This window comes from Mesorhizobium sp. LMG 17147 (assembly GCF_024297145.1).
GTDB lineage: Bacteria > Pseudomonadota > Alphaproteobacteria > Rhizobiales > Rhizobiaceae > Mesorhizobium.
Genome location: NZ_JANCTC010000014.1, coordinates 26,469 through 49,022 on the forward strand (window position 1 = coordinate 26,469; position 22,554 = coordinate 49,022).

22 protein-coding genes are annotated in these 22,554 nt (G+C 64.4%); 10 read left to right on the plus strand and 12 right to left on the minus strand.

Annotated features, from left to right (window positions below; genetic code table 11):
- The gene (locus NMG46_RS22020) at positions 1–906 is read right to left on the minus strand and encodes a S1C family serine protease (protein WP_254819635.1); all 906 of its coding nucleotides are present in this window, start codon (positions 904–906) and stop codon (positions 1–3) included.
- 247 nt (positions 907–1,153) lie between these two features.
- On the opposite strand from NMG46_RS22020, the gene yghU reads away from it, so the two are divergent.
- Complete coding sequence (yghU, locus tag NMG46_RS22025) at positions 1,154–2,041, plus strand: glutathione-dependent disulfide-bond oxidoreductase (RefSeq protein WP_254819636.1); 888 nt, start codon at positions 1,154–1,156, stop codon at positions 2,039–2,041.
- Positions 2,042–2,340: 299 nt separating this feature from the next.
- On the opposite strand, the gene NMG46_RS29745 is transcribed toward yghU, so the two are convergent.
- Together NMG46_RS29745 and NMG46_RS22030 are read right to left on the minus strand one after the other, a co-directional pair.
- Positions 2,341–2,592, minus strand: coding sequence for an exopolysaccharide production repressor protein (locus NMG46_RS29745; RefSeq protein WP_302896853.1), 252 nt, complete (start codon positions 2,590–2,592; stop codon positions 2,341–2,343).
- A 153-nt stretch (positions 2,593–2,745) separates the two neighbouring features.
- The gene (locus tag NMG46_RS22030; protein ID WP_254819723.1) at positions 2,746–3,885 is read right to left on the minus strand and encodes a KamA family radical SAM protein; all 1,140 of its coding nucleotides are present in this window, start codon (positions 3,883–3,885) and stop codon (positions 2,746–2,748) included.
- 501 nt (positions 3,886–4,386) lie between these two features.
- Between NMG46_RS22030 and NMG46_RS22035 the strand changes: the two genes are divergently transcribed.
- Positions 4,387–4,818, plus strand: a complete 432-nt coding sequence (locus NMG46_RS22035; RefSeq protein WP_368389313.1) for a cyclopropane-fatty-acyl-phospholipid synthase family protein — start codon at positions 4,387–4,389, stop codon at positions 4,816–4,818.
- Between the two features lie 51 nt (positions 4,819–4,869).
- On the opposite strand, the gene NMG46_RS22040 is transcribed toward NMG46_RS22035, so the two are convergent.
- Positions 4,870–6,492 (minus strand): ABC-F family ATP-binding cassette domain-containing protein, encoded by a 1,623-nt coding sequence (locus NMG46_RS22040; protein WP_254819638.1) that lies wholly within the window; start codon positions 6,490–6,492, stop codon positions 4,870–4,872.
- A 138-nt stretch (positions 6,493–6,630) separates the two neighbouring features.
- Here NMG46_RS22040 and NMG46_RS22045 point away from each other — a divergent pair, with 138 nt between their 5' ends.
- Positions 6,631–7,362, plus strand: a complete 732-nt coding sequence (locus NMG46_RS22045) for a DUF4019 domain-containing protein (RefSeq protein WP_254819639.1) — start codon at positions 6,631–6,633, stop codon at positions 7,360–7,362.
- Positions 7,363–7,753: 391 nt separating this feature from the next.
- On the opposite strand, the gene NMG46_RS22050 is transcribed toward NMG46_RS22045, so the two are convergent.
- Entirely contained in the window at positions 7,754–8,659 is a 906-nt protein-coding gene (locus tag NMG46_RS22050; RefSeq protein WP_254819724.1) for a LysR family transcriptional regulator, read from the minus strand.
- Between the two features lie 101 nt (positions 8,660–8,760).
- Here NMG46_RS22050 and NMG46_RS22055 point away from each other — a divergent pair, with 101 nt between their 5' ends.
- Positions 8,761–9,501 carry an SDR family oxidoreductase gene (locus tag NMG46_RS22055; RefSeq protein WP_254819640.1) on the plus strand — a complete coding sequence of 247 codons (741 nt, stop codon included), beginning with the start codon at positions 8,761–8,763 and terminating at the stop codon, positions 9,499–9,501.
- A 34-nt stretch (positions 9,502–9,535) separates the two neighbouring features.
- Positions 9,536–9,736, plus strand: a complete 201-nt coding sequence (locus NMG46_RS22060) for a 4-oxalocrotonate tautomerase family protein (RefSeq protein ID WP_254819641.1) — start codon at positions 9,536–9,538, stop codon at positions 9,734–9,736.
- 24 nt (positions 9,737–9,760) lie between these two features.
- Here the strand turns inward: NMG46_RS22060 and NMG46_RS22065 are convergent, their stop codons facing one another.
- Positions 9,761–9,910, minus strand: coding sequence for a hypothetical protein (locus NMG46_RS22065; protein WP_254819642.1), 150 nt, complete (start codon positions 9,908–9,910; stop codon positions 9,761–9,763).
- 154 nt (positions 9,911–10,064) lie between these two features.
- Between NMG46_RS22065 and NMG46_RS22070 the strand changes: the two genes are divergently transcribed.
- Positions 10,065–10,529, plus strand: coding sequence for a GFA family protein (locus NMG46_RS22070; RefSeq protein ID WP_254819643.1), 465 nt, complete (start codon positions 10,065–10,067; stop codon positions 10,527–10,529).
- A 39-nt stretch (positions 10,530–10,568) separates the two neighbouring features.
- On the opposite strand, the gene NMG46_RS22075 is transcribed toward NMG46_RS22070, so the two are convergent.
- From NMG46_RS22075 to NMG46_RS22100, 6 genes are all read right to left on the minus strand, one after another.
- Positions 10,569–11,339 carry an exodeoxyribonuclease III gene (locus tag NMG46_RS22075; RefSeq protein WP_254819644.1) on the minus strand — a complete coding sequence of 257 codons (771 nt, stop codon included), beginning with the start codon at positions 11,337–11,339 and terminating at the stop codon, positions 10,569–10,571.
- Between the two features lie 9 nt (positions 11,340–11,348).
- Positions 11,349–11,993, minus strand: a complete 645-nt coding sequence (locus NMG46_RS22080) for an alpha/beta family hydrolase (protein ID WP_254819645.1) — start codon at positions 11,991–11,993, stop codon at positions 11,349–11,351.
- A 215-nt stretch (positions 11,994–12,208) separates the two neighbouring features.
- Positions 12,209–13,303: a tetratricopeptide repeat protein gene (locus NMG46_RS22085; protein ID WP_254819646.1), complete on the minus strand. Its 1,095-nt coding sequence runs from the start codon at positions 13,301–13,303 to the stop codon at positions 12,209–12,211.
- Positions 13,300–14,214 (minus strand): Ku protein, encoded by a 915-nt coding sequence (locus tag NMG46_RS22090; protein ID WP_254819647.1) that lies wholly within the window; start codon positions 14,212–14,214, stop codon positions 13,300–13,302. Before NMG46_RS22090 ends, NMG46_RS22085 begins: the two co-directional genes overlap by 4 nt.
- 221 nt (positions 14,215–14,435) lie before the next feature.
- Positions 14,436–16,934, minus strand: a complete 2,499-nt coding sequence (gene ligD / locus NMG46_RS22095) for a DNA ligase D (RefSeq protein WP_254819648.1) — start codon at positions 16,932–16,934, stop codon at positions 14,436–14,438.
- Positions 16,935–17,089: 155 nt separating this feature from the next.
- Positions 17,090–17,314: a hypothetical protein gene (locus NMG46_RS22100; protein WP_254819649.1), complete on the minus strand. Its 225-nt coding sequence runs from the start codon at positions 17,312–17,314 to the stop codon at positions 17,090–17,092.
- A 183-nt stretch (positions 17,315–17,497) separates the two neighbouring features.
- Between NMG46_RS22100 and NMG46_RS22105 the strand changes: the two genes are divergently transcribed.
- The 4 genes from NMG46_RS22105 (at position 17,498) to NMG46_RS22120 (ending at position 22,513) form a co-directional block, all read left to right on the plus strand.
- The gene (locus tag NMG46_RS22105) at positions 17,498–18,505 is read left to right on the plus strand and encodes an aldo/keto reductase (protein ID WP_254819650.1); all 1,008 of its coding nucleotides are present in this window, start codon (positions 17,498–17,500) and stop codon (positions 18,503–18,505) included.
- 229 nt (positions 18,506–18,734) lie between these two features.
- A complete protein-coding gene (locus NMG46_RS22110) occupies positions 18,735–19,685 on the plus strand; it encodes a substrate-binding domain-containing protein (RefSeq protein WP_254819725.1) in 951 nt (316 codons plus the stop codon).
- A gap of 249 nt (positions 19,686–19,934) precedes the next feature.
- Positions 19,935–21,500, plus strand: a complete 1,566-nt coding sequence (locus NMG46_RS22115) for a sugar ABC transporter ATP-binding protein (RefSeq protein WP_254819651.1) — start codon at positions 19,935–19,937, stop codon at positions 21,498–21,500.
- On the plus strand, positions 21,497–22,513 hold the full coding sequence (locus tag NMG46_RS22120; RefSeq protein WP_254819652.1) for an ABC transporter permease: 1,017 nt from the start codon (positions 21,497–21,499) through the stop codon (positions 22,511–22,513). The genes NMG46_RS22115 and NMG46_RS22120 overlap by 4 nt, the downstream gene beginning before the upstream one ends.
- The last annotated feature ends 41 nt before the right edge of the window (positions 22,514–22,554 follow it).

Genomic DNA, 22,554 nt, shown 5'->3' on the forward strand with positions numbered 1-22,554 from the left:
TCACTGCAGCGGCGGCTTCCACAGCAGACTGTTGCGATCGGCGGACTTGACGCGCAGCCAGGTTTCGCGGCCGTCGCGCAGCACCCGGAGCGGGATCTCGGCGCCCGCCGGGCCGCTGTTCCAAAGCTTGCGATAAAAATCGGCAAGCCCATCGACCGCCGTGTCGCGGACATCCGAGATGACATCGCCTTGGCGAAGGCCCGCCTGGGCGGCTGGACCGCCCTCGGCGACGCTCATCACCACGACCTTGCCGTCGCTCTCGGCCGAGAAGGCGCCGAGCCACGGCCGCGGCGGCTTGGCGACCTGCCCGCGCGTCAGCAGATCGTCGAGGATGGGCGGCAGAAGATCGATCGGCACCACCATGTTGATGTCGGCGACCTCGCCGTTGCGGCTCATCTGCAGGCGCAGCGAACCGATGCCGAGCAGCCTGCCATCCGCGCCGATGAGGCCGGCGCCGCCCCATGAAGGGTGAGCCGGCGCCGTGAAGATCGCCTCGTCGAGCAGATATTCCCAATAGCCGGCGAATTCCTGCTTGGTGACGATTCGCGCCCGCACGGAGCGGCCGACGCCGTCGGAGAGCACGACGGGATCGCCGATCTTCGCCCTGGACGCGTCGCCGAGCGCAATGGCGGGCAGCCCGAGCGGCGCCAGCGCCTGCACCAGGCCGAAGCCCGACTCCTGGTCGTAGGCGAGCGCATGGGCGGGAACCACGCGCCCGTCCTGGTCGGCCAGCCAGACCTCCTCGGCCTCGGTGATGAGATAGCCGATGGTGAGTACCAGCCCGTCGCCGCGGATGACCACGCCACTGCCCTCGCGGCGGGTGCCAAGTGTATTTGCCGTGAAGGCGTCCTCCGGCACGGTGGCGCGGACGGCCACGATGGATCGCAAAAGGGGTTCGATATTCATGCTTTGGTTCCTGGCAATGTTCGCAGGCTGATATGGGCTATAGGTATGGCGCAGGTGATCAGGCGCAAGAGGTGGCGCCGGCTTTGGCGCGGACCGGCGCCGCGCCGTTCGCGCCGGGGTTTTGCAACGGCGCCGGCAGCCCTATCTGTACCTACGGCTATCCCAAGCTGCCTATGCAAAGTTCCTCCGCCATTACCCACGTTGATATCTGATATCCTCCCAACCCAACCTTCCAAAGGCCTCCCGAATGAACGACTACGCAACGGACCAATACACGCCGCCAAAAGTCTGGACTTGGAACAAGTCAAATGGCGGCGCTTTCGCCAGCATCAATCGGCCGATCGCCGGCCCGACGCATGACAAGAAACTGCCGGTCGGCAAGCATCCGCTGCAGCTTTATTCGCTGGCGACACCGAACGGCGTCAAGGTGACGATCATGCTGGAGGAACTTCTGGCGCTCGGTCACAGCGGCGCCGAATACGACGCCTGGCTTATCAGGATCAACGACGGCGACCAGTTCGGCAGCGGCTTCGTCGAGGTCAACCCGAACTCGAAGATCCCGGCCATGATGGATCGCAGTGGGAAAAAGCCGGTCCGCATCTTCGAATCCGGCTCGATCCTGCTCTACCTCGCCGAAAAATTCGGCGAATTCCTGCCGACGGAGCAGCCGGCCCGCGCCGAGACCCTGTCATGGCTATTCTGGCAGGTGGGCTCGGCGCCCTATCTCGGTGGCGGCTTCGGCCATTTCTATGTCTATGCGCCAACGAAGATCGAATATGCCATCGACCGCTTCGCCATGGAAACCAAGCGGCAGATGGACGTGCTCGACCGACGCCTCGCCGAAAGCGAGTATTTAGGCGGCAGCGACTATACGATTGCCGACATTGCGGTGTGGCCCTGGTATGGCGGGCTGGCCAAGGGCCGCATGTATGACGATTCCGGCGAGTTCCTGCAGGTGGAGCAGTACAAGAACGTGCAGCGTTGGGCCGACGCCATCGACGCGCGGCCGGCGGTCAAGCGCGGCCGCATGGTCAACCGCACCTTCGGCGAGCCTTCGATGCAGCTGCACGAGCGCCATGACGCCAGCGATTTCGAGACCAAGACGCAAGACAAGCTCGCGGCGGCCAAAAGCTAAGCCGACGACGCGCCGATCTCTCGCCTTGTAGGGGAGATCGGCAGCTTCGGCCGACTGCTCAGGCCCGTCTCTACCGCCGCCATCCAAGCTGGCATCAACAAAAGGGAGCTTGCCAGCCGGTTGTAAAATGTGGCGTTGGGCACCGTCGTACAAGCAGCAGGCAGGTTTTCCCGCTAGCTCAAAAACGACGATATGAGTTGGGCGATATATATTAGTTGACTAAACTAGCGGAACGTCCAATGCACATTCCCAGAACCGAACATGTCCTGTCTAGACCATCATATCTATATGGGACATTACTACATAAGCTGAACGCGACCTCGACGGTTCGGCGGCACAGCCCTCAGACGCCGCGGCTTTACCTCCGCGCTTTTCGCCCCGGATCCGTAGATCAACCGGACGACGAACAGGAAGTATCCAACCTGCATGACGATCAAGGTCAAGATCGTCCAGGCCAGCGTCTTCCAGATTGAACCCGTCGCAAGGTAAGTCGAGATCGCCACGATGGACGATATGGTGGTCAGCCCCACCAGGAACCGTGGAAAGTTCATGACTTTTGCGCCGCCCCGTAACTCGCAACAGCCGGGACGAACTCCCCTTACCCATTACCCCGGACCAACGTTTTCACTATTTTGGCAATTGCGCAACCACCAAATAGAACAGCGGTTAACGCATGCTTCCGTGATCAAGGGCTACGTGTCAGGTCACCAAGGTGGGCCGGCTTGGACGGCGGCGGCGCGTCCCTCCTCCCCAACCAGCTCTCCATACCTCCTCACAACCCCATCAAGCCCACGTATTCGCCACGTCTCCCCTTCGCGCGCCTCGAGATAGGACTGGCCGAGCGGGACTTTCCCTCCGCCGTCCGGCAGGTCCAGCACGTAGACGGGATTGCAGATGCCGGACAGGCGCGCACGCAAGGCGCTGACCAGCGCCTGGCCCTCGGCGATCGTGGTGCGCCGGTGCGCCATTCCGGGCACGAGGTCGCCGTGGTGCAGGTAATATGGTTTGACGCCAAGGCGGTACATCAGCTCGCGGCACAGCTCTTCCAACACCTCGACCGTATCGTTCACGCCTTTCAGCAGAACGCTCTGGTTGAGCAGCACGAAGCCGCCCTGCCGCAACGTGCGGCAGGCCCGCTCGGTCGCCTCCGTGATTTCGCGTGGATGGTTGAAATGGGTGACGACAGTGACCATCAGCCGGCCCTGCAAGGCTTGAACTAACCGGCCGGTGACGCGCGACGGCAGCGCGACGGGTACGCGAGTGTGGATGCGCAACAGCCGCACGTGCTGGATCGCCTCGACTCGGGCGCGGATTTCCGCCAGCGCCTTGTCCGGCAGCGACAGTGGGTCGCCGCCGGTCAGGATCACCTCGCGGATTTGCGGATGGGCCGCGATATAGGCGAAGGCCTCGTCGAGGGCTTCGCGCGTATAGCCGCGGCCGATCGAGGTCAACTGCTCCTTGCGAAAGCAGAACCGGCAATAGACCGCGCATTGATAGGTCGGGAACAGCAAAACCCGGTCGGCATGGCGATGCGTCACTCTTGGCACCGGACTGAAGGCGTGGTCGGCGATCGGATCGTCGAGTTCGCCCTCCTGCTCTGCCAGTTCGTCGGGCGACGGGATGACCTGAAGCCGTATCGGATCGGCGGGGTCGTTCCAGTCGATCAGGTCGAGATAGGCCTTGGGGATGCGAACCTTGTGGCGCGTGGCCGCGGCGTCGGCCGCCGCCCGCTCGGCTGGCGACAGCGGCAGCGAATCCAGATCGCCTACATGCCGCACGCCCTCGCGAACATCGTCCCGCCATGCGGCATCCGCTTCGCGAGCGCGCCGGTCATCGGCTGTCATGCCGGCCGCATCGACCGCCATGCTGGCGTCGGGGATGTCGGGATGTGAGGTCATTGCAGGCTCCTTGAATTTCGGCCGGGGTACAGCATTGGAGCCAGGACTTGAAGGCAATAAGCGGTGTTGGCCGGGTTGGAGGGCGCGGCAGGAAGCCACAACCGGCCACTGATCAGCACAATCGTCCAACATCGCTGAGGCAAAACATTAGCTTGCGCTCATATTAGCTTGAGCGTATACACATAAACGGCCGGTGATCTACCCCCCAACCGGTTAGGCTCGGCGCCAGTCCCTCCCTACCCCTCAGGTCAACGACGCCGGGCCGCTCGGGGTCCGCCCGGTCGCCCGCGGGAGACCGGACCTCTTCGTGTCGATCATGCCCCCTGCTCAAGCAGCACCCGCCTGAACATACCAGCTGAACACATCGGCGATGCCCGCGTCTCTCGGCCTTCCCGTCGCCGGCCGCGGTCGCTAATCTCGGATTGCGAAAAAGCTGGAGAAGAGCGTATCGCGAACGACTTGTCGCCAAGGCTTTTGGCGATCGTCAATGCCCTGCCCTTGCGGCAGGGCATGCGAGTGCTGGAGATCGGCTGCGGACCGGGCGCTGCAGCGCGCGAGATCGCGCGCCGGATCGGCGGCGGGCACGTGCTGGCGATCGACCGCTCGGCAAAGGCCATCGCGCAGGCCGGGGCCGCTTCGCGCGCCGAGATTGCGGCAGGCCGGCTGAGCCTTCGCCAGGTCGCCATCGAGGATTTCGAGTTGGAGGCCGACGAGAAGCACTTCGACATTGCCGTTGCGGTGCGCGTCGGCGCGCTGGACGGGCGTCATCCCGAAGCAGGAAAAATTGCCCTGCGACGGCTCGGCGCCGCGTTGACCGCGCAAGGCCGGCTGTTCATCGACGGCGGCGATCCGCTGCGCGAAATTGCGATACACGGCTGAACAGCTCGTGCTTAGCCTCCGGAATCGAAGCGGCAGAGCTGGGTGCGCGCCTCAGCTCCGCAACCCCGGCGCCTCCTGTCCGGTGCGCTCGACATACTCGGTATAGCCGCCGCCATAGGTGTGGATGCCCTCGGGCGTCAGTTCCAGCACCCGGTTCGACAGCGCCGCCAGGAAATGGCGGTCATGCGAGACGAACAGCATGGTTCCCTCGTACTGCGACAGTGCCGTGATCAGCATTTCCTTGGTGGCGATGTCGAGGTGGTTGGTCGGCTCGTCCAGCACCAGCAGATTGGGCGGATCGAACAGCATCAGCGCCATCACCAGCCGCGCCTTCTCGCCGCCCGACAGCACGCGGCACTTCTTCTCGATCTCGTCGCCGGAAAAGCCGAAGCAGCCGGCCAGCGCCCTGAGCGGCGCCTGGCCGGCCTGCGGAAATGCATCTTCCAGCGTCTGGAACACGGTGCGCTCGCCCTCCAGCACTTCCATGGCGTGCTGGGCGAAATAGCCCATCTTGACGCTAGGCCCGCGCGCAACCGTGCCATCGTCCGGCTCGGAAGCGCCAGCGACCAGCTTCAGCAGCGTCGACTTGCCGGCGCCGTTGACGCCCATGATGCACCAGCGCTCGCGGCGGCGCACCTGAAAATCCAATCCCGCGTAGATCGAGCGGCTGCCGTAGCCCTTGTGCACGTTCTTCAGCGTCACCACGTCCTCGCCGCAGCGCGGCGCCGGCTGAAAATCGAACGATACCTTCTGGCGGCGCTTGGGCGGCTCGACCCGGTCGATCTTGTCCAGCTTCTTCACCCGGCTCTGCACCTGCGCGGCATGCGAGGCACGCGCCTTGAAGCGCTCGATGAAGGCGATCTCCTTGGCCAGCATCGCCTGCTGGCGCTCGAACTGCGCCTGCTGCTGCCGGTCGGCGATCGCCCGCTGCTGCTGGTAGAATTCGTAATTCCCCGAGTAAGCGGTCAGCGAGCCACCATCGATCTCGACCACCTTGTTGACGATGCGGTTCATGAACTCGCGGTCGTGCGAGGTCATCAGCAGCGCGCCGTCGTAGTTCTTCAGGAACTGCTCCAGCCAGATCAGGCTTTCGAGGTCGAGATGGTTGCTCGGCTCGTCGAGCAGCATGGCGTCGGGCCGCATCAAAAGGATCCTGGCCAGTGCCACGCGCATTTTCCAGCCGCCGGACAGCTTGCCGACGTCGCCGTCCATCATCTCCTGGCTGAAGCCAAGGCCGTCCAGCACCTCGCGAGCACGCCCATCCAGCGCGTAACCGTCGAGCTCCTCGAAGCGGTGCTGTGCCTCGCCGTAACGGGCGATGATCTCGTCCATTTCACCGGCGCGATCGGGGTCGCCCATCGCGTGCTCGAGCTCACGCATCTCGGCCGCCACTTCGCTCACCGGCCCGGCGCCGTCCATCACTTCGGCAACGGCGCTGCGGCCGGACATGTCGCCGACATCCTGGCTGAAATAGCCGATGGTGACGCCGCGATCGACCGAGACCTGGCCCTCGTCAGGCTGCTCCTCGCCGTTGATCATGCGAAACAGCGTTGTCTTGCCGGCGCCGTTAGGCCCGACCAGCCCGACCTTCTCGCCCTTCTGCAACGCGGCGGACGCTTCGATGAAGACGATCTGCCGGCCGTTCTGCTTGCTGATGCTTTCGAGACGAATCATGGTTTTCCAGGAAAGGCCAAAGGAGAGTTCCCGCGCCAATACGCGATAGGCCGCGCCGGCGGAAGCCCGCAAGTGGTGAGGCGCCCCGCGCCAAATTGTCTGAACCCGCCAGTTTCTTCCCCGGCTGGATCAGACCCGGTGGGACGGGCCGGCGATGACGCGCACGGCGACGGCAAGAGGCTGGACTTCGAGATATGCGCAAATCCGCTTGCGGCAGCGCTAGTATGGCCCGCTATTGGGATGTGGGTTCAGTTTGAAATTCTGGCTATCGGCCGTGACCGGATTGCATTCGTGACAAGCTCCTGCGAAGAAATTCCCATGACACATGCAGCCGTAGCTTTCCTTGCGATCGTGACCTCGGTGTTGGTTGCGATCCTACCCGCACAATCGCAAGAGTGGACGCCCTCAGAGGACGCGGTTCGAGATGCAACGGAAACGGTTGGTCGCTATTTCCTTTCGCTCGATAGCCAAGAGTATGGGCGGGCATACGAAATGATAACTGATACCGCCAAAGCTTCGATCCCATCGAACACCTTCGTGGAGCAAAGTAAACGTTTTCATTCTCAGGCCGGCACTGTGCGCGAGCGCCGGCTACTCAAATTCACGTGGTTGAAGGACCCAGCGAACGCTGCCTTTCCTGGCGTTTATGCCGCAGTCGACATAGCGGCGAAGTTTGAAAACATCGATCGTTACTGCGGCTATATTGTCCTCTATCAGCGGCCGTCAGGTGGAAATTTTCGAGTCATGCGGGTCGAAAGCAACTTCATTGACAACGCTACCGCGAAAAGCATTGAAAAGACCCAATCGAAACTCGAATTGGATCGAGCATGGGCCGAGTTGTCGGCTAACTGTCCGAATTTTCCATCGTGAAGGTAAGGCGGTCCGTTTTTGTACCTTCCGCGACCATCGGCTTTTCGGCTTCCCTCGCTTCGATCAACGCAACGATGTCGGTGAACTCCTACAGTTTGCCGTGCCTGGACGCGAACGCAGCGAGAGCGCAGCTTTTGTCCTCACCCAACCCCCCGTTACGGCATAAGCGCCGGCGGTGCGCCCGTCCTCAAGTCGCACGATGGCGGTAACGATCGAACCGTAGGCGCTGCGCCAGACGCTGTGGATCCTCTCTTGCTCTTTGGCCGGTACGACTGCCCGTCCGGTGAAGCGCGCGTCGCTCCGCTGCATGGGGACAGGCTCGCCGCCGTCATGGACTGTTGCGCTGGTCCCGGTTCCGATCTTGTCACTAAGTAGCCGGCGGTCCGGACGATCACACCCGGCCCGATGTCCCACCCTCGCCAAAAATCCCGGTCACCCAGTCGATGAACACGCGTACCCGTGGCGCGAGCTGGCGGTTCTGTGGGTAGAGCGCCGACAGCGGTGTCGGCGACGGCGGGTAATCCGGCAGCACTTCGACAAGCGTGCCGCGTGCGAAATCCCCGGCGAAGCGGTAATGCGGCGCCTGCACCAGGCCGAAGCCGAGACGCGCCAGTTCCGCCATCGTGTCGGAGCCGTTGACCGTCACCCGGTTCGGCAGCGTGACATAGCGCAACGCGCCGCCAACGGTGAATTCGAGCGGCATGATCTCGCCGGTCCGCGACGAGCGAAAGCCGACCATCAGATGGCCTTCCAGATCGTCGGGGGTTGCCGGCATGCCGTGCTTTTCGAGATAGGCGGGGCTGGCGCAGGTGACCTCGCGCAATGTTGCCACCCGCCGCACGATCATGCCGCTGTCGGCCTGTTCGCCGGAACGCAGCACGCAGTCGATGCCCTCGCGCACCAGATCGACCAGCCGGTCGCCGTCGCCGATATGCAGGTCGATCCCGGGGTAGCGGTCGAGGAATTCGGTGAGCCGCGGCAGGATGAAATGGCGGGCCATGAAGCCGTGCACGTCGATCCTCAAAAGGCCTTGCGGCTGCGCCGATTGAAAGCCGGCCTCGGCATCTTCGACATCGGCAAGGATGGCGAGGCAGCGCTGGTAATAGGCCTGGCCGTCCAATGTCGGCCTGACATGGCGCGTGGTGCGTTCGAGCAGCCTCACCCCCAGCCGCGCCTCGAGATCCTTGATCGCCTCGGTGGCGCTCGATCGCGACATCGACAGATCGGCGGCGGCCGCGGTGAAGCTGCCGCGCTCGATCACACGGGCAAGCAGGCGCATCCGGTCGAGACTGTCCATCGCCATTGTTCGCCATATCCGAATGGTGTTGGCAAGTCCCGAGCGATTATCCCGCAGGATTTTATCGCCTATTTTCAGCGGACAAGAATTGGAGAGCTGACATGACTGCGCGGAATGCAAAGGTGGCGCTGGTAACCGGCGCCTCGAAGGGTATCGGCGCCGAAATTGCCAGAAGGCTGGCACGCGACGGCTTTTCGGTCGTCGTCAACTATGCCAGGGGCGCCGAAGCAGCCGAAGGCGTGGTGCGCGGGATCGAAGCGGCGGGCGGCATGGCGATCGCCGTTCAGGCCGATGTCGGCGATCCCAAAGGCGTGGCGCATCTGTTCGACGCAGCCGAGCAGGCGTTTGGCGGCCTCGACGTGCTGGTCAACAACGCCGGCATCATGAAGCTCGCGCCGATCGCGCAGATGGACGACACCGGTTTTGAGCAGCAGGTCGCGGTGAACCTCGGTGGCGTCTTCCGTGGCATGCGCGAGGCCGCACGAAGGCTGCGCGACGGCGGCCGCGTCGTCAGCTTCTCGTCCAGCGTGGTCGGGCTCTACCAGCCGACCTACGGCGTTTACGCTGCCACCAAGGCCGGCGTCGAGGCGATGACGCATGTGCTGGCCAAGGAACTCGGGCCGCGCGGCATCACAGTCAATGTCGTGGCGCCGGGGCCGGTGGCCACCGAGCTGTTCCTCGGCGGCAAGTCTGAGGCACTGGTCGAAACGATCACCAGGATGATCCCGCTGGGGCGGCTCGGCCAGCCCGCCGACATCGCCGGCGTGGTGTCGTTCCTCGCCGGACCGGACAGCGGCTGGGTCAACGGCCAGGTGCTGCGCGCCAATGGCGGCACGGTCTGACTTTATCTCCAACAACCAACAGGGAATCGACGTCATGCCGTTTGCAAACTTCAAGGTGCCTGAGCGCGCGCTGTCCGCCGAACAGAAGGAGGACCTCGTCCACAAGACCACAGCCCTGTTCGTCGAGATGTTCGGCGAAGGCGTGCGCCCTTACACGATGGTGCTGATCGAGGAGGTCGCCGATGGCGGCTACGGCCGCGCCGACGTGGTGTTCACGATTCCTGGGGCAGGATAAAATCCTGAACCCCAAGCACGGTCTTCACCCGCTCGAGCGCCAGCTCGTCATGAAGATTTCGATGGAAGAGACGTTGCAATAGGTGCCAAGGCCGCCCAGCGACGAGACGCGCAACGGCATGTCGGCAACGAAATGCCAGTTCACCCGCTGGTTCGGCGCGAACAGCTTCGACAATCATGTGATCGCTTCAACTGCCGCGGCCGCGAGCGAACGCGGGTTCGGGGACGGCCAAGCTGCCGATGCCCTTCTTTGAGTGACCGTCAAGGGAGAGATTGCAGCTTGGCGGTCGCACGCTAGATCGCAGGCAGAGGCTAACGCGAGGCCAGCCATGGACGATTGGAAGCTACCTTGGGACGGCGGTTGCCTATGCGGCGGGATACGCTTTCGCGTAAGTGCCCCGCCCTTGCTAACGATGGCGTGTCACTGCACCGGCTGCCAGAAACTGAGCGCCAGCGCGTATTCCTTGACCATCGCCGTGCCGAGCGCCGGTTTCGCCGTCACCCAAGGCGAGCCGGTGGTCGGCGGCCTGCACGGCCCGCACCGGCAACTCTATTGCCCGCATTGCAAGAACTGGATGTTCACGCGTCCGCATGGCCTGGACTTTTTCGTCAACATTCGTGCGACCATGCTGGACGAACATCATTGGTATGTGCCTTTCGTCGAAGTCTTCACATCGGAAAAGCTGCCCTGGGCTTCGACCGCCGCTACCCACAGTTTCGCTACGCAGCCCGACCTTGAGGGATACGTCCCTTTGATCGAAGCGTTCGCCCGTGAAGCGGCGCGGCCAACCTGACTGGTTGGCGCCCGGAAAGGCGGCGCCAGTTTTCGTGCTTCACCGCAACTCCACCCAGACAGGCGCGTGGTCGCTGGCGCCGGTCTCGCCGCGCACGTCGCGGTCGATGCCCGCCGCGACCAGCCGGCGCGACAGCTTCTTCGAGAGCAAGATATGGTCGAGCCGCAGGCCGGCATCGCGCGGCCAGCGATTGCGGCGATAGTCCCAGAATGTGTAGAGCGTCTCCGTCGGGTGCTTCTTGCGCAGCGCGTCAAGCCAGCCCTGGTCGAGCAGCCGCTGGAACGACGCGCGGCTTTCCGGCTGCACCAGCGCGTTGTCGTCATAGGAGCGGGTCGGGTAGATGTCGCGCGCCTCGGGCACGATGTTGTAGTCGCCGGCCAGCACCACGGGCAGGCCGGTGTCGAGCAACTGCGCCGCATGTGCCTCCAGCCTTTCGTGCCAGGCCAGCTTGTACTGGAATTTCGGGCCGGGCTGCGGGTTGCCGTTCGGCGCGTAGAGCGAGGCGACGACGATACCGTTGACCGCCGCTTCGATGTAGCGCGCCTGCTGATCGCTATCGTCGCCGGGCAGCGCCTCGCGGGTCAGAACGGGTTCTGAGCCACGCGAAAGGATGGCGACGCCGTTCCAGGTCGGCTGCCCGACCCAAACCGCGCCGTAGCCGGCGGCCGCCAGCGCAGTGCGCGGAAACTGCGTCTGTCTCGCCTTGAGCTCCTGCAGGCAGGCGATGTCGGGTTTGGCGGCGGCCAGCCATGCGAGCAGGTTCGGCAGCCGGCTGTTGATGTTGTTGACGTTGAAGGTGGCGATCTTCATCGGCCTGCTTCAGCGCACGATGCGTTCGGTCCACGCCTTCACCGCATCAGCGAGCGTCGTCAGATGATCGGCGGTGGAGAAGCCGGAGATGTTTTTGCGCGGCTTCAGATCATGGTCGCCATCTTCCAGCCAGAGAATCTCGATCGCCTCGGACAGAGCATAGGTCGCGACCTCGTCTTTGGTCCCGAACTCGTCGCGCGTGCCCTGGAGGATCAATGTCGGCGTCTTGAGATCGGCGAGGTGCTTTGTCCGAAGCTGCGTCGGTTTGTCCGGCGGATGGAAGGGATAGCCGAGGCAAAGCAGGCCCGAGATCTCGCCCTTCGAAAACATCTCGTCGGCGATCATCGAAGCGACGCGTCCGCCCATCGACTTGCCGCCGATGATGAGCGGACCGTCCACGCCCTTCCCCCGGAGGTCGGCGATCGCCTTGACGTATTCTGGGTTAACCGTCTCGGCGCGCGGCGGCGGCTTGCGATGGCCGTAGCGGCGGGCCGCCATGTAGTGGAATTCGAAGCGCGCGATGCGGAAACCGGCCGCGGCGAGCGCTTTTGCCGTGGCTGTCAGCGAGGGCGAGTCCATAGGAGCGCCTGCGCCATGCGCGAGCAAGATGGTGATGGCGGCGGTGTCGGGGCCGTCGAAGAGGAAGGTGGTCATGGGGCGGCCCACTTATAGAGGCCGCGTTCCGTCCCACCCCCCTCTGTCCTACCGGACATCTCCCCCTCAAGGGGGGAGATTGGATGTCGCCGCCGGTTTCGCCAACCACTAAAGCTGAAAGGCACGCGGGGCACCGAAGCTGCCGATCTCCCCCCTTGAGGGGGAGATGTCCGGCAGGACAGAGGGGGGTGTTCAAGCGCAGGCATTGGATTACCTCACCCCGCCGACTTTTGCGCCAGCTGCAAATCGACGAACTGTATCCCCTTGGCCGCCGTGCGCGCCCATTCGGAATTGGGATCGAGTTCGAGGTAGCGCACCCAGCGACGCCGCGCCTCGGCGAAATTGCCGGCGTCGAACTCCAGCCTCGCAAGGTTGAACACCGCGTCGGCATAATTGGGATCGAGTGCGATCGCCTTCAGCAAATGGCGGCGCGCCGAGGCTACCCGCCCCTCTTCGCTCATCAGCCCGGCAAGATTGAACCAGGCTTCTACGAAGCCGGGGTCGCACTTGATGGCGCGGGCATAGTCGTGCGCCGCCTCGGCCGCGTGGCCGGCCGCGCGCAGGCAGTTGGCGCGGTTGAAGGCGGCGATCGCATCGCTCGGATCGATGGCCAGGCAGCGCTGGTAGAGTGCCGCCGCCTGCTCGTGGTCTTCAGCCTCTTCCGCCGCCTCGGCATCGGCGAACAGCTCTTCCAGCGTGTCGTCATCCCGCGTTCCCAGATCGAACAGCAGCTGGCCGTCGAGTTCGCTCTGGCCTCCCTCGAGATAGATCGCGTCGGCCCTCCCATGCTGCGAGCCGACGGCGAGCGACTTGGCGGTGAGCGAGGCGACCGGGCCCGAGCGATGCACAGAGCGCGCGATCGCCCCCCACGAGGCGCCGCCGGCAACCAGCCCGGCATATTTGCGGGCGAGGATCAGGTCGCGAAAGGAATACGGTTCGCAATCATGCTCGAAGGCATCGAACAGCGACAAAAGGTCGAGATCCGCGCCGGTCAGCCGCGACTGGTCGATCAGCGACTGCCGCGACAGCGCCGAAGCCTCCGGCGCTTTCATCAGCCCGAGCAGGCGCAGGAAGCCGTTCTCGCTGACCAGCTTGCGCCCGGCCGCGCGCTCGGTGACGACGCGGCGTTCAATCTCGGTATCGCCGGCCCTGGCGAGCAACATGCGGCCCAACACGACATGTGTGGTGCGCCGAGTGACGCCGCGCCGCAACTGGCCGTGCCGGCGCTCGACCTCGCGCGCCGCCAGCCTAAGCGGAAAGGCCGCCAGCGCGCCGACGATGCCGAAGACCGTGCCGGCGAGAGCCGTCACGCCTTGCTCTTGCCGACGGCTTTGAGCAGGTTCGCCTTGAGCGGGTTTTCCTTGGCCGCGGCGGCGCCGGCCTTGGCGGATTTCGCCGCGGGCTTGGCCGTTTCATCGGCCTTGCTCTTGGACTTGGCCGGCGGCTTGGCCGATTGCGACAGGCTCGCCTTCAGCGCATCCATGAGGTTGATGACATTGCCGCGCTCAGGCGCCGCCGCGATGATAGGCTTGTGACCCTTGAGCTTCTCGCGGATCATTGCCATCAGCGCGATCTCGTAGCGGTCCTCGTAATTCTTTGGATCGAAGGCGGTTTCCTTCTGCTTGATCAGCGCTTCGGCCAATTGCAGCATTTCGGGATCGGGGTTTCCGGCCGGGATATTGCCGAAATATTCAGCCGTGCCACGCACTTCGTTCGGATTCCTCAAGGTGCAGACGAACATGCCGTTCTCGCGCGCGCCGATCGTCACGACGCGCTCGCGGCTGGACAGCACAAGGCGGGCGATCGCCAGCTTGCCCGATTTGCGCATCGCTTCGCGCAACACGGCAAAGGTCTCCTCGGCCATTGCGCCATCCGGCGCCAGGTAATAGGGCGCGTCCTGATAGATGACGTCGACCGAATGCTCGTCGACAAAAGCCTCGATGTTCATCGTATGGTTGGATTCGATGCGCACCGCATCGAGATCGGAGTCCTCGATGATGATGTACTGCTTGTCCTCGTATTCGTAGCCCTTGACCAGGTCCGAACGCTCGACCAGCCCGAGCTCGGGGTCGACCGGCTTCATGTTGATGCGGTTGTGCGTCTTCTTGTGCAGCTGATTGAAGCTGATGCGTTCGCTGGCGCTCGTCGCCGGATAGAGCCGGACCGGACAGCTGACCAGACTGAGCTTGAGGTAACCTTTCCAACTTGCCCTGGGCGCCATGAAATACTCCTACGCGGCCTTGTGCTGTCGAACAGTTCGCAGCGTTCATTCGTCCGGAGGACGAACGGGACTGCCGAAATCCTACAATACCGGGCCCTTACAATACCGGCAAATCCCTAGCGAAATCTTCCTCCGCTGAGAGCAGCCTGCACGCAAGAGGTCCATGGCGAAGAATAATTCAAATTTTCCGGAGCGTCGATGGAGTCTGGGAGCCCGCAGAACTACCTCGCGGTGGCTATCAACGGCAAATCCCGTGCGAAATCTTCCATGTCGGCCCAAGGGTCGCCTGACGTCGCCAGCAGGCCCGGCAGTGACGAATAATTCAGGTCCTGCGGGGCGTCGATGGATTCCAGGTCGCTCCAGCTCACCGGTGTCGAGGCCGGCAAATTGGTGCGGGCGCGCAGCGAATAGGGAGCCGCCGAGGTGTGGCCGCGCGCATTGCGGTGATAGTCGATGAAGATGCGCCGCTTGCGGTTCTCCTTGCCCATGGTGGTGGTGAAAGTGTCGGGCGCGGTGGCGGCAAGATGCGTGGAGATGGCGCTGGTCGCCCGGTGCAGTTTCTTCCAGTTCTGCTTTTGTGTCACCGGCACGGTGATGTGGATGCCGTGGCCCCCGGAGGTCTTGGCAAACGGCACCAGCCCTAGGGCTTCGAGCTCGCTGCGAATATGCACCGCCGCCTCCACCACGTCGCGCCAGGCGATCCCCTCGCCCGGGTCGAGATCGAAAACGATCAAATCCGGCTTGTCGAGCCGCGTGCGATGGGTGCCCCAGGTGTGGAACTCGACGACGCCGAACTGCGCCAGCGCCAGATAGCCCTTGGCGTCTTCCACCGAGAGATAGGATTTGGTCTCGCCCTCGGAGTTGGTCGCCTCGAAGGTCGCCACGGATGACGGCATGCCAGTGAAGGCATGGCGCTGGAAGAAACAGTCCTGCGGTCTGCCGGTCGGGCAGCGCACCAGCGACACCGGCCGGCCAAGGATATGCGGCAGCATGAAATCTCCGACCAGCGCGTAATAGACGGCAATGTCGAGCTTGGTCGGGCCGGTCTTGCCGAACAGCCGCCGCGTCGGGTTGGTCACCCAGATGGTTGCGAGGTCGGCCTCGGCGATCAGCCGCTTGCGCTTGGCCGAAACCGGCGTCGACAGGCCGACGTCGCGCAGGCCGCGGAATACGGCATGGCGCAGCGCATTGTCGGTGGTCCGGTTGGCGTAGTGGATATGCGCCGAAAGCAGCGGCCGCACCCAGTTCATCTCGCGCATGATTTCGCGCGGAACACCTTCCGGCGCGGACGCCCCGGCGCGCAACGGCTCCAGCCGCGCCAGCAACTCGCCGGCTGTGGCGGCGTCGAAGCCGGTGCCGACCTTGCCGCGATAGTGCAGCTCGCCATCCTCGAATTCGCCGAGACCGAGTGCGGCCAGCCCCTCGGCCGCGTCGGAGACAGTGTAGCCGGCGATAACGAAATCGCCGGTCTGAAGCGCCTTGGTCTTGGTCCAGGTCTTGGTGCGGCCGCTCTGGTAGACCGCCGTAGCACGTTTCGAGACGACGCCCTCCAGCCCCATTTCCGATGCCTGGTCATAAAGCGCCTGGCCGTCGCCCTCGGCGTGATCGCTGTACTGGATGGCGGAGTTGGCGCCAAGACCGGACAGCAGCTGCGAAAGCAGCGTCTTGCGCCGGCGGAGCGGCACTTGCCTTAGGTCCCAGCCGTCGAGATAGAGAAGGTCGAAGGCATAGAAGTGGAGCTTGTTGCCGGCGCCTTCGGCCAGCGCATCCTGCAAAAGGGCAAAGCGGCTGATGCCCTTGGCGTCGAGCGCGACGACCTCGCCGTCGATGATCGCCTCGCGGCAGGGCAGCCTGGCGAAGGCAAGCGGCAGGTCGCCATAGCGCTTCGTCCAGTCGAGACCGGCGCGGGTGATCAGCCTGACCTTCCCGTCGGAAACATGCGCCATGGTGCGGTAGCCGTCGAACTTGATCTCGTGCAGCCAGGCTTCGCCCGTTCGGGCCGCGGGATCATCGCCGCCCGGCGGCTTCGGAACCTGCGTAGCCAGTTGCGGCTCGATCCGGGAAGGCGACGGCGCCTTGACGGCGCCCGGCAAAGCACCGGGTTTCAGCACCACCGGCTTGGCAGGTTTGGCGGCGGGCTTCGGCGTTGCCGCCAGTTCCTCGATGCGGCGTCCGGATTTGACGCTTTCCGGCCGGGCTTCCAGTATGTCGAGCTTGGCGTCGGCGGCCAGATCACGCTCCTTGAACAGCAGCCAGTTCTTCTTGCCCTCATCCTCGCCGGCCTTCGGCTTCAGCCGCGCCAGCATCCAGCCGCCATTGAGCTTCTCGCCGGCTAGCCGGAACTTGAAGGAGCCGGTGCGCAGGCTCTTCTCGACGTCGTCCATCGGCGCCCAGATGCCGGTGTCCCAGACGATCATCGGCCCGCCGCCATATTCGCCCTCGGGAATGACACCTTCGAAGTCGATATATTCGAGCGGATGGTCCTCGGTCTCGACCGCCAGCCTTTTGTCGGCCGGATTGAGCGAGGGGCCGCGCGGCACCGCCCAGCTCTTCAGCACGTCGCCGACCTGGAGGCGAAGGTCGTAGTGGTCGGCGGTGGCGTGATGCTTGTGGACGACGAAACGATTGCCCTCAACGGCAACCAGACCACCGGCCGGTTCCGGCGTCCTCGTGAACTCGCGCTTGGCGCGATAGGCCTTGAGCTTCGAAGGAGCTGGCATGGACTAGACGTAGGTGGCGGGCAAAAGCAACGAGCGCAGCATCAAAATCCCATCGCAGCGGCGCTCCAATGTCACGGCATCGATCCCAGGGTCTCCGCGACGCAGTTTCGCTCCTGCTCCGCCCTGGGATGACGAAGGATGGGAGGTCACGCCGCTCAATCGTCGGTGGCCGGTGTCAATTCGAGTTCGGCCGGCGACAGGCCCTGCTGCAGCTGGCTGAGCCGGAATTCGTCGACCCAATAGGCCTCGCCATCGACCAGCACGCGCGCGCTGTAGCTGCCGGCCGAAAAACGCTGCGCGGTGATGTAGACCTTGTGGCGGTCGAGCGCCTTGCGCACCGCGGCGCGCTTGGATTTCTGACTGGCGACGGAACTAGCCATGCTGCTTACTCACGCACAAGCCGCGAGGCGGCGTGCCTTAAGGATGGCCGAGAGCGGGTCGGCTGTCAATTTGGCGGCCGCTGCGAGCCGCGCGCGGTGGCGCCTCCCTCTCTGTGGAAACGGAGCCGGTGCGCTATATTGCCCTGGCGGCTTGGAACGCGATGCTGATCCGGAGAACTTCACATGACATTGACGATGCGCAAACTCGGCAGCCAGGGGCTGCAAGTCTCGGCAATCGGTCTCGGCTGCATGGGCATGAGCCAGTCCTATGGCCCAGCCGACGAGGCGGAATCGACCGCCACGCTGCACCGCGCCATCGAACTCGGCTGCACCTTCCTCGACACTGCGGAAGTCTACGGGCCGTACGCTAACGAGGAGCTGCTCGGCCGCGCGCTGAAGGGCCGGCGCGATGAAGTGACGATCGCGACGAAGTTCGGTTTCCGCATCGAAAACGGCAAGCAAGTCGGCACCGAGCGCGACAGCCGGCCCGAACATATCCGCGAGGCTTTGGAAGGTTCGCTGAGAAGGCTCGCCACCGACCATGTCGACCTCCTCTATCAGCACCGCGTCGATCCGGCGGTGCCGATCGAGGATGTGGCGGGTGCTGTCCGCGAGCTGATCGCTCAGGGCAAGGTTCGCTTCTTCGGCCTGTCGGAAGCCGGTGCCGCCAACGTCCGCCGGGCGCATGCCGTTCATCCGGTGTCGGCAGTGCAGAGCGAATACTCGCTATGGGAGCGCAATCTGGAACCGGAGATCATCCCGCTGCTGAAGGAGCTCGGCATCGGCCTGGTGCCGTTCTCGCCGCTCGGCCGCGGCTTTCTCACCGGCGACGTCAGGCGCGCCGAAGACTATCCTGAGGGCGATTACCGGCGCGGCGACCCGCGCTACCAGGGCGCCAACTATGACGCCAACATGCAGGCGGCGGCCATGGTACTCGATATCGCCGCGGCCAAGCGCGTCAAGCCAGGTCAGATCGCGCTGGCCTGGCTGCTCCACAAGGGGAGCGGCTTCGGCATCGACATGGTGCCGATCCCCGGCACCAAGCGCAGAAAATACCTCGAGGAGAACGTCGCCGCGGCTTCGATCAGGCTCGACGCCGCCGAGATGCAGGTGCTCGACGACGCATTGGCGCCCGGCAAGGTCGCCGGTCCGCGCTACGGCGAGCGCACCATGATGATGATCGATCGGTAGGTCTTGCCTTCTCCCGTTCTTGCGCAAAGCGCCGGCCTTGGCTAGCATCCTTGGGCAGGCACCGAGCGGAGGAGAACGTCGCGGTGGACCGGCTGGAGCGCCGTTGCGTCCCTTCAAACACGAGTTGGGCGCTCGAAGGACACTCCATTTTTGAATCGACGCAAGGAACCTTCCGGAAAACCCATTCCGGTTCCGGGGTCGTGCGCTCATCTGGGAGGAGACTAAATTGATCAACAGACGTGAATTCCTGCTGTCGACCGCGGCGATGGGCGCCCTGGCGCTGGCCGCTCCGCAACTGGCTTTTGCCCAGGACAAGCTGACCATCCTCGGCTCGGTGCCGAGCCTCGGCTTTCCGTTCTTCGTGCACATGCTGAACCAGATCAAGGCGGAAGCCCAGGCGCAGGGCGTCAACCTGATCGAGAGCGACGGCCAGAACTCGGCGCCCAAGCAGACCGCCGACATCGAGGCGGCACTCGTGCAGAAGGTCAACGCCATCGTCATCTCGCCGCTCGACGTCAACGCGCTGGCCCCAGCCATCGAAGAAGCGGTCAAGGCCGGCGTTCCCGTCGTCACCATCGACCGCCGCGTCGACGGCGTCGAGGGCATCCTCGCTCATGTCGGTGCCGACAATGTCAAAGGCGGCGAGGCCGAAGCGCAGGCCATGGTGGCCGCGTTCCCGAACGGCGCCAAGATCTTCCATCTGCAGGGCCAGCCCGGTGCCGGCCCGGCGATCGACCGCAACAAGGGTGTGCACAACGTCCTCGATCCGATGAAGGACAAGTACCAGATCATCTTCGAGCAGACCGCCAACTTCGCCCGCGCCGAGGCGCTGTCCGTCACCGAGGCCGGCCTTGCCGCCAACGGCAAGCCCGACGCGATCATCTGCGCCAATGACGACATGGCGCTTGGCGCGGTTGAAGCCTGCGCGGCGCGCAACTTCACCGACGTCAAGATCTACGGCTTCGACGCGCTTCCCGAAGCGCTGGTCGCCGTGCGCGACGGCAAGCTGGCCGGAACGGTCGAGCAATTCCCCGGCGAACAATCGCGCACTGCGGTGCAGATCGCGGTCGCCTACGCCAGGGACAAGACCGAGCCGAAGGAAAAGCTGGTGCTTTTGACGCCGATCGTCATCGGCAAGGACAATCTCGACAAGGCGGAGAGGCTGGGCGAGACGAAGTAGGCGCCGAGGGCGCACAGCGCCAAAAGCAGCGTTCTGTCGCGCCCCCCTCTGCCCTGCCGGGCATCTCCCCCTCAAGGGGGGAGATTGGCAGTTTCAACGCGTTGCCTTCTCTTCAACGCCGGAGACTAGCGAAAGCCTGGGTGACATCCGATCTCCCCCTGAGGACCCTGAGGGGGAGATGCCCGGCAGGGCAGAGGGGGGCGCTGTCCCGCTGGCCTTTCGGGTGGATCGCAATTCAAGGAGCATCCTTTGCCAGTCGAAGCCATTGCGCCCTCTCCCGCCCTGCTCGCCGTCGAGGGCGTGACCAAGCGCTTTGCCGGCGTCACCGCGCTGAACGACGTTTCGCTTGAGGTCCGCCCCGGCGAGATCCTCGGCCTGCTCGGCGAGAACGGAGCCGGCAAATCGACGCTGCTCAAGATCCTGTCCGGCGTGATGCCGCCGTCCAGCGGCCGCATCGTCTTCGACGGTGTCGAATTCAGCCCGCACAATCCGCAGGATGCCAAGCGCCACGGCATCGTAACAATCTACCAGGAGCTGAGCCTGATCCCGACGCTGACCGTGGCGGAGAATATCTTCATCGGCCGCGCGCCGCTCGGCCGGTTCGGGCTGGTCAGTTGGCGGCGAATGGAGGAAGATTCCCGCACGATTATCGGTCGCGTCGGGCTCAATCTCGACCCGGCGACGCCGGTTTCCGCACTGTCGGTGGCCGAGCAGCAGCTGGTCGAGATCGCCCGCGCGCTATCGCTGAAGAGCCGCTTGATCATCATGGACGAGCCGACCTCGGCGCTGACCGAAACTGAAGTGCACAGGCTGATGTCGATCATGGACCGGCTGCGCAAGGATGGCGTCGCCATCATGTTCGTCACCCACCGGCTGGAGGAGGCATCGGCGATCTGCGACCGCATGACCGTGCTGCGCGACGGCAGGCTGGCCGGCCATCTCGACCGCGAAGGCGGGCCGATCAGGCTGCCGAAGATCATCGAGAAGATGGTCGGCCGTGCCGCTTCCGAGCTCTATGCCAGGCCGACGCAGCGCGATGTCGCCGGCGACGTCCGGCTCTCTGTGCGCGGCCTGCGCACGGTGCGCGATCCGCAGGCGCCGCACGCCATCGTGCTCGAAGGCGTCGATCTCGACCTCAAGGCCGGCGAAATCCTCGGCGTCGCCGGGCTCGTCGGCTCCGGCCGCACCGAGCTCGCCCGCGCCATCTTCGGTGCCGACCGCATTGCCGCCGGCACCATCATGCTTGACGGCAAGCCGATCGCGCCGGCCTCACCCGCCGACGCCATCGAGCTCGGCATCGGCCTGGTGCCGGAGGACCGCAAGCACCAGGCAATCTTCGCAGCACTCGCCATCCTCACCAATTTCTCGATCGCCGCGCTCGACCGCTACTCCAGTGTCGGTTTCATGGCCGAGCGGCGCGAACGCGAGGCGCTGGCGAACTACAGGAAGATGCTGTCGATCCGCATGGCTTCGCCCGAACAGGCGATCGAGGGCCTGTCCGGCGGCAACCAGCAGAAGGTGATCCTTGCCCGCTGGCTGGCGCGCGATCCCAAGGTGCTGATCGTCGATGAACCGACGCGCGGCGTCGATGTCGGCGCCAAGGCGGAAGTGCACCAGATCCTGGTGGAACTCGCCGCGCGCGGCATCGCCATCATGATGATCTCTTCGGAGCTGCCCGAGGTGCTTGCAGTGTCGGACAGGATCGTCACCATGCGGCGCGGGCGCATTACCGGCGAGATGCCCGGCGTCGAGGCGACCGAGGAGAAACTGATGGAACTGATGGCGCTCGACCAGAAGCAGGAAGCAACGCAATGACCAGTACGACCGAACGGAGCCAGCGCGGTGGCGTCAATATTGCGCGCCTGCTGATGAGCTTCGGCCCGCTGATGTTCCTGGCGTTGCTGATCGTCGTCTTCACCGTGCTGAAGCCGAGCTTCATCGACCCGATCAACCTGTTCAACATCATGCGCCAGATCTCGATCACCGGCCTGATCGCGCTCGGCATGACCTTCGTCATCCTCACCGCCGGCATCGACCTGTCGGTCGGCTCGCTGCTCGCCTTCTGCGGCATGGTCGCGGCGGTGGTGGCCAAAGGCGGCACCGCCAACACGCTGTCGCTGTCGACAACGGGCACGCAGGGTTATGGCTGGTTCGCCGCCCTTCTCGCCGCCGTCGTCGTCGGCGCCGTGGCCGGCGGCGTCCAGGGCTTTGCCATCACCAGGCTGAAAGTGCCGCCCTTCGTCGTCACGCTCGGCGGCCTAACCGTGTTTCGCGGCCTGACCTTGACAATCTCCAATGGCGGCCCGATCTCCGGCTTCGACGCCTCGATGCGCTGGTTCGGTACCGGCCTGATCGGCCCGGTACCGGTGCCGGCGATCATTTTCGCGATTGCCGCCATCCTTTGCCATATCGTGCTGCGCTACACGCGCTACGGCCGCGCGGTCTACGCAGTCGGCGGCAATGCCGAGGCCGCGCGCCTCTCCGGCCTGCGCGTCGACCGCATCCTGATCTCGGTCTACATCATCGTCGGCTTCTTCGCCGGCCTTGCCGCCTTCGTTTTGTCGGCGCGGCTCAACTCCTCCGAAGCCGTCGCCGGCATCGGCTACGAGCTGACGGTGATCTCGGCGGTCGTTATCGGCGGCACCTCGCTGTTCGGCGGCATCGGCAGCGTCGGCGGCACGGTGGTCGGTGCAGGACTGATCGGCGTCTTGCAGAACGGGCTGCAGTTCAACAACGTCTCGTCCTACACGCAAAGCATCGTCATCGGCCTGATCCTCATCCTCGCCGTGGCCTTCGACCGCTGGCTGAAATCGCGGGTGAGGCGGTGATGGCCGAGCGAACGCTGCGGTGCCATAAACTGCCCGGGAGG